Raw genomic sequence first — 7,181 nt, 5'->3', positions numbered from 1 at the left:
GCCTGATGACGCCTGTTCCTGACAGGCAAAAACCAGAAACCGCACACACTTGAACAAAACCCCGCCGAAAATCGACGGGGTTTGTCAGTGGTCTGACCGCCACCTGCTGGCGGTGTTTTTTTATAAGCCGGCGTCAGCCACCTGTGTGGCCTTATGCTGACGGGATTTCTGGACAGGCCCGGGCGCTGACGTTAAAAGGCGGGCTTCTGTTCCCCGCTTGTCTGGGCGGGCTTCTCGCAAAGGCTGAATCATGAGTGGCGTCAACGACATCCGGTCGACCTTTCTCGACTATTTCAAGAAGAACGGACACGAGATCGTGGCCTCCGGCCCGCTCGTCCCGCGCAACGACCCGACCCTGATGTTCACCAATGCCGGCATGGTGCCGTTCAAGAACGTGTTCACCGGGCTGGAGACAAGGCCCTATGACCGGGCGGTAACGGCGCAGAAATGCGTGCGCGCCGGCGGCAAGCACAACGACCTCGACAATGTCGGCTACACGGCCCGCCATCACACCTTCTTCGAGATGATGGGCAATTTCTCCTTCGGCGATTATTTCAAGGACCGCGCCATCGAGCTTGCGTGGAACCTTGTGACGAAGGAGTTCGGCCTCGATCCAAAACGGCTTCTGGTCACGGTCTATCACACGGATGAAGAGGCGGCCGGCTTCTGGAAGAAGATTGCCGGTCTGCCCGACGACCGCATCATCCGCATTGCCACGAGTGACAATTTCTGGGCCATGGGGGACACCGGCCCCTGTGGCCCGTGCTCGGAAATTTTCTACGATCACGGCGACCACATTCCCGGCGGTCCGCCCGGAAGCCCGGATGAGGACGGCGACCGTTTCATCGAGATCTGGAACCTCGTCTTCATGCAGTTCGAGCAGGTGACGCCGGACGAGCGCGTTGACCTGCCGCGGCCCTCCATCGACACGGGCATGGGGCTCGAGCGCGTGGCGGCTGTCCTGCAGGGCGTGCATGACAATTACGACATCGATCTTTTCCGTGCCCTGATCCACGCTTCCGAGGAGGCGACGGGTGTGCGCGCAGAAGGCGCGCAGCATGCGAGCCACAAGGTCATTGCCGATCATCTGCGGGCGTCCAGCTTTCTGATTGCTGATGGCGTTCTGCCGTCCAATGAGGGGCGCGGCTATGTGCTGCGCCGCATTATGCGCCGCGCCATGCGCCATGCGCAGCTTCTCGGGTCGAAGGACCCGCTGATGTGGCGTCTCGTGCCGGCGCTGGTACGCGAGATGGGCCGGGCCTATCCGGAACTGGTGCGCGGCGAGGCGCTCATCACCGAAACGCTGAAGCTTGAGGAAACCCGCTTCCGCAAGACGCTGGCGCGCGGCCTGACACTGCTGTCCGACGCCACCAGCGAGATGGGCGAGGGCGACCTGCTCGATGGGGAAACCGCCTTCAAGCTTTACGATACCTACGGCTTCCCGCTCGATCTGACGCAGGATGCGCTGCGCCAGCGCGGCATCCATGTGGATCTCGGCGGCTTTAATGACGCGATGGAACGGCAGAAGGCCGAGGCCCGCGCAAACTGGGCCGGTTCCGGCGAAGCGGCCACCGAGGCCGTCTGGTTCGCCGTCAAGGACAAGACCGGCGGCAGCGATTTTCTGGGCTATGAGACCGAGGAAGCCGAAGGCGTGGTCTCCGCGCTGGTGCGCGATGGCGCGATGGTCGATCACGCAGCCGATGGCGATGAAGTGGCCATTGTCACCAACCAGACCCCGTTCTATGGCGAATCCGGTGGCCAGGTGGGAGACACCGGCGTGATCACCGGCGAGGGCTTTTCCATAGCAGTGGCCGACACCCAGAAGAAGGGCGACGGGCTTCTCGTTCATTTCGGCCGCATCGAGAGCGGCCGCGTCGGGATTGGTGACGTCGTTGCGCTAAAGGTCGATCACGCCCGCCGTGCGCGCGTCCGGGCCAACCACTCGGCCACGCATCTTCTGCACGAGGCGCTGCGCGAGGTGCTGGGCACGCATGTGGCGCAGAAGGGGTCGCTCGTGGCGCCCGAGCGCCTGCGCTTCGACTTCTCGCATCCCAAGCCCATCTCGGACGACGAACTCGCCCGCATCGAGGACATCGCCAATTCCATCGTGTTGCAGAATGCGCCGGTCGAGACCCATCTCATGGCCGTCGACGAGGCGATCGAAGCCGGTGCCATGGCCCTGTTCGGGGAGAAATATGGCGATGAGGTTCGGGTCGTGTCCATGGGAACCGCGCGCGAGGGGGACAAGGCCGGCAAGACCTATTCGCTGGAGCTGTGCGGTGGCACACATGTGAGAGCCACCGGCGACATCGGCCTGATCCGCATTGTCTCCGAGGGCGCTGTCGCTTCGGGCGTACGCCGCATCGAGGCGCTGACGGCCGATGCCGCGCGGCATTATCTCGGCCAGCAGGAGCAGCAGTTGAAGCTTGCCGCCAGCGCGCTCAAGGTTGCGCCCGCTGATGTGCCCGCACGACTGGAGAGCGTGCTGGAAGAACGCCGCAGGCTGGAGCGCGAGCTTTCCGAAGCCAAGCGCAAGCTAGCGCTTGGCGGCGGCGGTTCCGGCGCATCCGATGCCGGAACGGAAACGGTCGCCGGTGTCGGCTTCATGGGGCGCGTGGTCGATGGCATTTCGCCAAAAGACCTGAAACCGCTGGCCGATGACGGCAAGGCATCGCTCGGCTCCGGCGTCACGGTCTTTGTGGGAACCTCCGAAGAGGGCAAGGCCAGTGTCGTGGTGGGCGTCACCAAGGACCTGATCGAGCGCTTTAGCGCGGTCGATCTTGTCCGCGTCGCCTCCGCCGCCATCGGCGGCAAGGGCGGCGGAGGCCGCCCCGATATGGCGCAGGCCGGTGGTCCGGATGGGGCCAGAGCCGCCGAGGCCATCGCCGCCGTCAAGGCTGCGATGGAAGGTTGACCCTGAGCGCCGGTCCGATCGTCTCGATCCGGTTTGTCCATACATAGCCGGAGAAATCCGGCGGGATCAGCTCAAGCTGATCGAGACTGTCGATCCCGGTTGATCCGGGGTCGTCGAGGCTCGCCGGACCAAGCAGGATGATCCGGCTTCCGACCTCGCGCATGCGGGCCTGAAACCGGTTCGGCCAGCCCCAGAGCCAGGGGGCGAAATTGGCTGGCACTGGAACCAGCGTGTCGCGGCACTCTGCCGGTACGTAGCCACTCCAGCCAAGCGCGGCATAGAGACCAAGGCACTTCATGGCGCCTTTCTTGCCGTAGCCCGGAAGATCGGCGATTTGCCTCTTTGCCTCCACAACGGGTTCATCGCCGCCATAGACCGCCAGGACGCGGTCCCGCCATTGTGGATTGGCTGCAAGCATTCCGGCAAGCTGCTGCCCTTCCTTTGCATCGCGGCTCTTGAAATTCACCAGAAAGCGCCCTTCGGGAAACTGCTCAAACACGTCTCGCAGGGAGGGCATCATGCCGACGCCCCTGCCGCGTAGCGGGAACGACTTTCCCCCATCGGCCGTATAGCCATAGCCGACGTCGAGCTTTTTGAGCGTGGCCATGTCATGCGTTCGGGTGACACCGCTCCCGTCGGTGCGGCAGTCGAGCGTCCAGTCATGCATCACTGCGAAAAGCCCGTCCGTGGTGGGATGAACATCCAGCTCCACAACATCCGCACCCGCTTCGAACGCCGCTTTCATGGAGGGCAGTGTGTTCTCGATGAATGCGTGCTGCGGCGGGTAAATGCGCTCTGCCGTGCAGGTTTCGGCTGTCAGGTCCTGGCGATGATATGTCTGGTGCACGCCGCGATGGGAGATGAGTAAGCGCTGCGGCGTTTCCGGAGCGTCGGCGAGCCATGAGGCGTTCCAGAAATAAAGGCCGGACAGGGCGAGAAGAGGAAGAAGGAACCGCTTGCGCATCGAAAGCTCCGGGAAGGCCGTTGAGAATCGGTGTGGACCGCAACCCATGGACGGCGATTGCGGGCAGAAAAAAGGCCGCGGATTGCTCCGCGGCCTCGATTGCTCGCTTTGAAGCGGGGCTCAGCTCATCGCCTTCTGCAGGTTCTCGTCGATCTTGTCCAAAAAGCCGGTGGTCGAGAGCCAGGGCTGATCGGGGCCGATCAGCAGCGCCAGATCCTTGGTCATGTGACCGGATTCCACCGTGTCGATGCAGACCTTTTCCAGCGTGGCGGCAAACTTCGCCAGTTCCTTGTTGTCGTCCAGCTTGGCGCGGTGGGCAAGGCCACGCGTCCATGCGAAGATCGAGGCGATGGAGTTGGTCGAGGTTTCCTCGCCCTTCTGGTGCTGGCGGTAGTGGCGCGTCACCGTGCCGTGCGCGGCCTCGGCCTCCACCGTCTTGCCGTCCGGCGTCATCAGCACCGAGGTCATCAGGCCGAGCGAACCAAAGCCCTGTGCCACGGTGTCGGACTGCACGTCGCCGTCGTAGTTCTTACAGGCCCAGACATAACCGCCCGACCATTTGAGCGCCGAGGCGACCATGTCGTCGATCAGGCGGTGCTCATAGGTGATCTTGGCTTCCTTGAACTTGTCCTCGAACTCGGTCTCGTAGATCTCCTGGAAGATGTCCTTGAAGCGACCGTCATAGGCCTTCAGGATCGTGTTCTTCGTGGAGAGATAGCAGGGCACCTTGCGCATCAGTGCGTAGTTCATCGAGGCGCGGGCGAAGTCGCGGATGGAATCGTCCAGATTGTACATGGCCATGGCCACGCCGGAAGAGGGGGCGTCGAACACCTCGTGCTCAATGGTCTCGCCATCCTCGCCGACGAATTTGATTGTCAGCTTGCCCTTGCCGGGGAATTTGAAATCGGTGGCGCGGTACTGGTCGCCGAAGGCGTGACGGCCGACGATGATCGGCTGCGTCCAGCCGGGAACCAGGCGCGGAACGTTCTTCATGATGATCGGCTCGCGGAAGATCACGCCGCCGAGAATGTTGCGGATCGTGCCGTTGGGCGAACGGTACATGCGCTTCAGGCCGAATTCCTCGACGCGCGCCTCGTCCGGCGTGATGGTCGCGCATTTCACGCCGACGCCGTATTCCTTGATTGCGTTGGCCGCATCGACGGTGATCTGGTCGTCGGTCGCGTCGCGCGCCTCGATGCCGAGATCGTAATATTTCAGATCGATGTCGAGATAGGGATGGATCAGCTTTTCCTTGATGAACTGCCAGATGATCCGCGTCATCTCATCGCCGTCGAGCTCGACGACCGGATTGTCCACCTTGATCTTACCCATGAAAAAGCTCCGCAATTGTGGTGTGAAACGGCGCGGCAAGGAGAGGCCACGCAAAGGTCGGCTGCCCTATAGCATTCCTTGTTGAAAGCGCAAAGCGGGGGAGGCTTGTTTTGCACTTGACGCCGTGTAGTTACACTGTACGGTGTCGGCATGAGACGCGATCCCTCCAGATACAACATGGCCGATTGCCTGCTTTTGAACACCGTCATGGCCGCCCGCGCCATGACGCGGCGTTACGATGAACGTCTCAAACCCTACGGTGTCTCGGTCATCCAGTTCTCGGTTCTGATGGTGTTGCGAGCCGGGCGCGACGAGCCGGTCAGCCGCATGGCCGAGCGGGTGGCAATGGACCGCACCACGCTGTTGCGCAATCTGGAGCTGCTGGTGCGCAGGGGACTGGTGCGGACCGAGCCGGCGCTAAAGGGCAATGGCCGCCGCTTCCTGCTGAGCGGGAAGGGAGCGGCGCTGGTCGAAGAACTTGTCCCGCACTGGCGCAGCGCTCAGGCAGAGGTTCGCGCGCTCCTCGGAGAAGATGACAGCGACCGGGTGTTGGCCGCGCTGAAGCAGCTTACCGCCGGTTAAGCTGTCTGAGCCCCCGTGAACGTCTGAACATGCGTGCCACTGAGAATGGCAGACATCGTTTGAACAATATAGTGTAAATACACTAGTGTAGATACATCAAAGGAGAAAGCTCATGACGCAGAATGACCCCGTGGTGGTGACGGGCATGGGGGCCGTGAGCCCGCTTGGTGTCGGTGTGGAAACAAACTGGCAGCGTCTGCTCGAAGGCAAAAGCGGCGTTGTCCGCAACGACCGCTTCGATGTCAGCGCCTATGCCTGTACCATTGCCGGCCTTGTGCCGCCCAGGGATCGTGACCCGCATGGCTTCGACCCGCGCGATCACATCGACGCGAAGGACATCAAGAAGATGGACCGCTTCATCCAGTATGGCCTTGCCGCCGCGGATGAAGCGCTGAAACAGGCCCGCTGGACGCCCCAGGGCGAGGCGGAGCGCGCCCGCACGGCCACCGTGATTGGCAGCGGTGTGGGCGGTTCGCCGCTCATGGCAGAGGCAGTGGAGACCATTCTCACCAGGGGTCCGCGACGCCTCTCACCCTTCACGGCTCCCGCCTTTCTCGCCAATCTCGCCGCTGGCTGGGTGTCGATCCGGTATGGCTTCACCGGTCCCATCGGTGCGCCGGTCACGGCCTGTGCTGCGGCTGGACAGGCTATCGGCGATGGCCTGCGTCTTATCATGACGGGCGAGGCCGATGTGGTTGTGTGTGGCGGGGCCGAGGGCTCCATCGACCCCATTTCCGTCGGTGGGTTTTCAGCCGCCCGCGCGCTGTGCACGAGCTACAACGAAACACCCGAAAAGGCATCGCGCCCCTTCGACCGGGATCGCGCTGGTTTCGTTCTGGCCGAGGGCAGCGCCATGCTGGTCATCGAGCGTCTCAGCCACGCCCGCGCCCGTGGGGCCAACCCGCTGGCAATTCTGGCCGGTTACGGCACCACGGCGGACGCCTATCACCTTACGGCCGGTCACCCCGAGGGGCGCAGCGCTGCCGTTTCCATGCGCCACGCACTTTCCATGGCCGGTTTGACGCCAGACGATATCGACCACATCAACGCTCATAGCACATCGACCCCGGTGGGCGATGCGGCGGAGATTGCGGCCATAGACAGCCTGTTTGCCGACCGTGGCAGAGAACTTGCCATCGCCTCCACCAAGTCGGCGACCGGTCACCTCCTGGGAGCTGCCGGGGCCATCGAGGCGATCTTCTCCGTGCTGTCCCTCCGCGACGGCGTCGTGCCGGCGACGCTCAACCTGGAGAACCCGGATGAAGCCGCCGCGCGGTTCGACCTCGTGGCCGGTGCGCCGCGTCGCAGGAAGCTGCGCCATGTGCTGTCCAACGCCTTCGGCTTTGGCGGCGTCAACGCGGCGCTTGTCTTCAGCGCTGCGCCATAAGC

The 7,181-nt window shown here is 63.1% G+C and carries 5 protein-coding genes; 3 read left to right on the top strand and 2 right to left on the bottom strand.

Annotated features, from left to right (window positions below):
* Positions 1-250: 250 nt before the first annotated feature.
* Positions 251-2,914 carry an alanine--tRNA ligase gene (alaS, locus tag AC07E3_RS20420; RefSeq protein ID WP_478364487.1) on the top strand — a complete coding sequence of 888 codons (2,664 nt, stop codon included), beginning with the start codon at positions 251-253 and terminating at the stop codon, positions 2,912-2,914.
* Here the strand turns inward: alaS and AC07E3_RS20415 are convergent.
* Positions 2,892-3,878: a glycerophosphodiester phosphodiesterase family protein gene (locus tag AC07E3_RS20415; RefSeq protein ID WP_336065207.1), complete on the bottom strand. Its 987-nt coding sequence runs from the start codon at positions 3,876-3,878 to the stop codon at positions 2,892-2,894. The two genes, alaS and AC07E3_RS20415, sit on opposite strands and share 23 nt — an antisense overlap.
* 120 nt (positions 3,879-3,998) lie before the next feature.
* Positions 3,999-5,210 carry an NADP-dependent isocitrate dehydrogenase gene (locus tag AC07E3_RS20410; protein ID WP_336065205.1) on the bottom strand — a complete coding sequence of 404 codons (1,212 nt, stop codon included), beginning with the start codon at positions 5,208-5,210 and terminating at the stop codon, positions 3,999-4,001.
* A 150-nt stretch (positions 5,211-5,360) separates the two neighbouring features.
* On the opposite strand from AC07E3_RS20410, the gene AC07E3_RS20405 reads away from it, so the two are divergent.
* Entirely contained in the window at positions 5,361-5,792 is a 432-nt protein-coding gene (locus AC07E3_RS20405; RefSeq protein WP_336065203.1) for a MarR family winged helix-turn-helix transcriptional regulator, read from the top strand.
* 112 nt (positions 5,793-5,904) lie between these two features.
* On the top strand, positions 5,905-7,179 hold the full coding sequence (gene fabF / locus AC07E3_RS20400) for a beta-ketoacyl-ACP synthase II (protein ID WP_478364485.1): 1,275 nt from the start codon (positions 5,905-5,907) through the stop codon (positions 7,177-7,179).
* The last annotated feature ends 2 nt before the right edge of the window (positions 7,180-7,181 follow it).

It is taken from the genome of Nitratireductor lacus (assembly GCF_056431025.1).
This window is presented reverse-complemented; position numbering and strand designations above follow the sequence as displayed.

Coding starts and splice junctions, on each gene's coding strand:
- fabF (WP_478364485.1), top strand. CDS start 5,905: ATGACGCAGAATGACCCCGTGGTGGTGACGGGCATGGGGGCCGTGAGC.
- AC07E3_RS20405 (WP_336065203.1), top strand. CDS start 5,361: ATGAGACGCGATCCCTCCAGATACAACATGGCCGATTGCCTGCTTTTG.
- AC07E3_RS20410 (WP_336065205.1), bottom strand. CDS start 5,210: ATGGGTAAGATCAAGGTGGACAATCCGGTCGTCGAGCTCGACGGCGAT.
- alaS (WP_478364487.1), top strand. CDS start 251: ATGAGTGGCGTCAACGACATCCGGTCGACCTTTCTCGACTATTTCAAG.
- AC07E3_RS20415 (WP_336065207.1), bottom strand. CDS start 3,878: ATGCGCAAGCGGTTCCTTCTTCCTCTTCTCGCCCTGTCCGGCCTTTAT.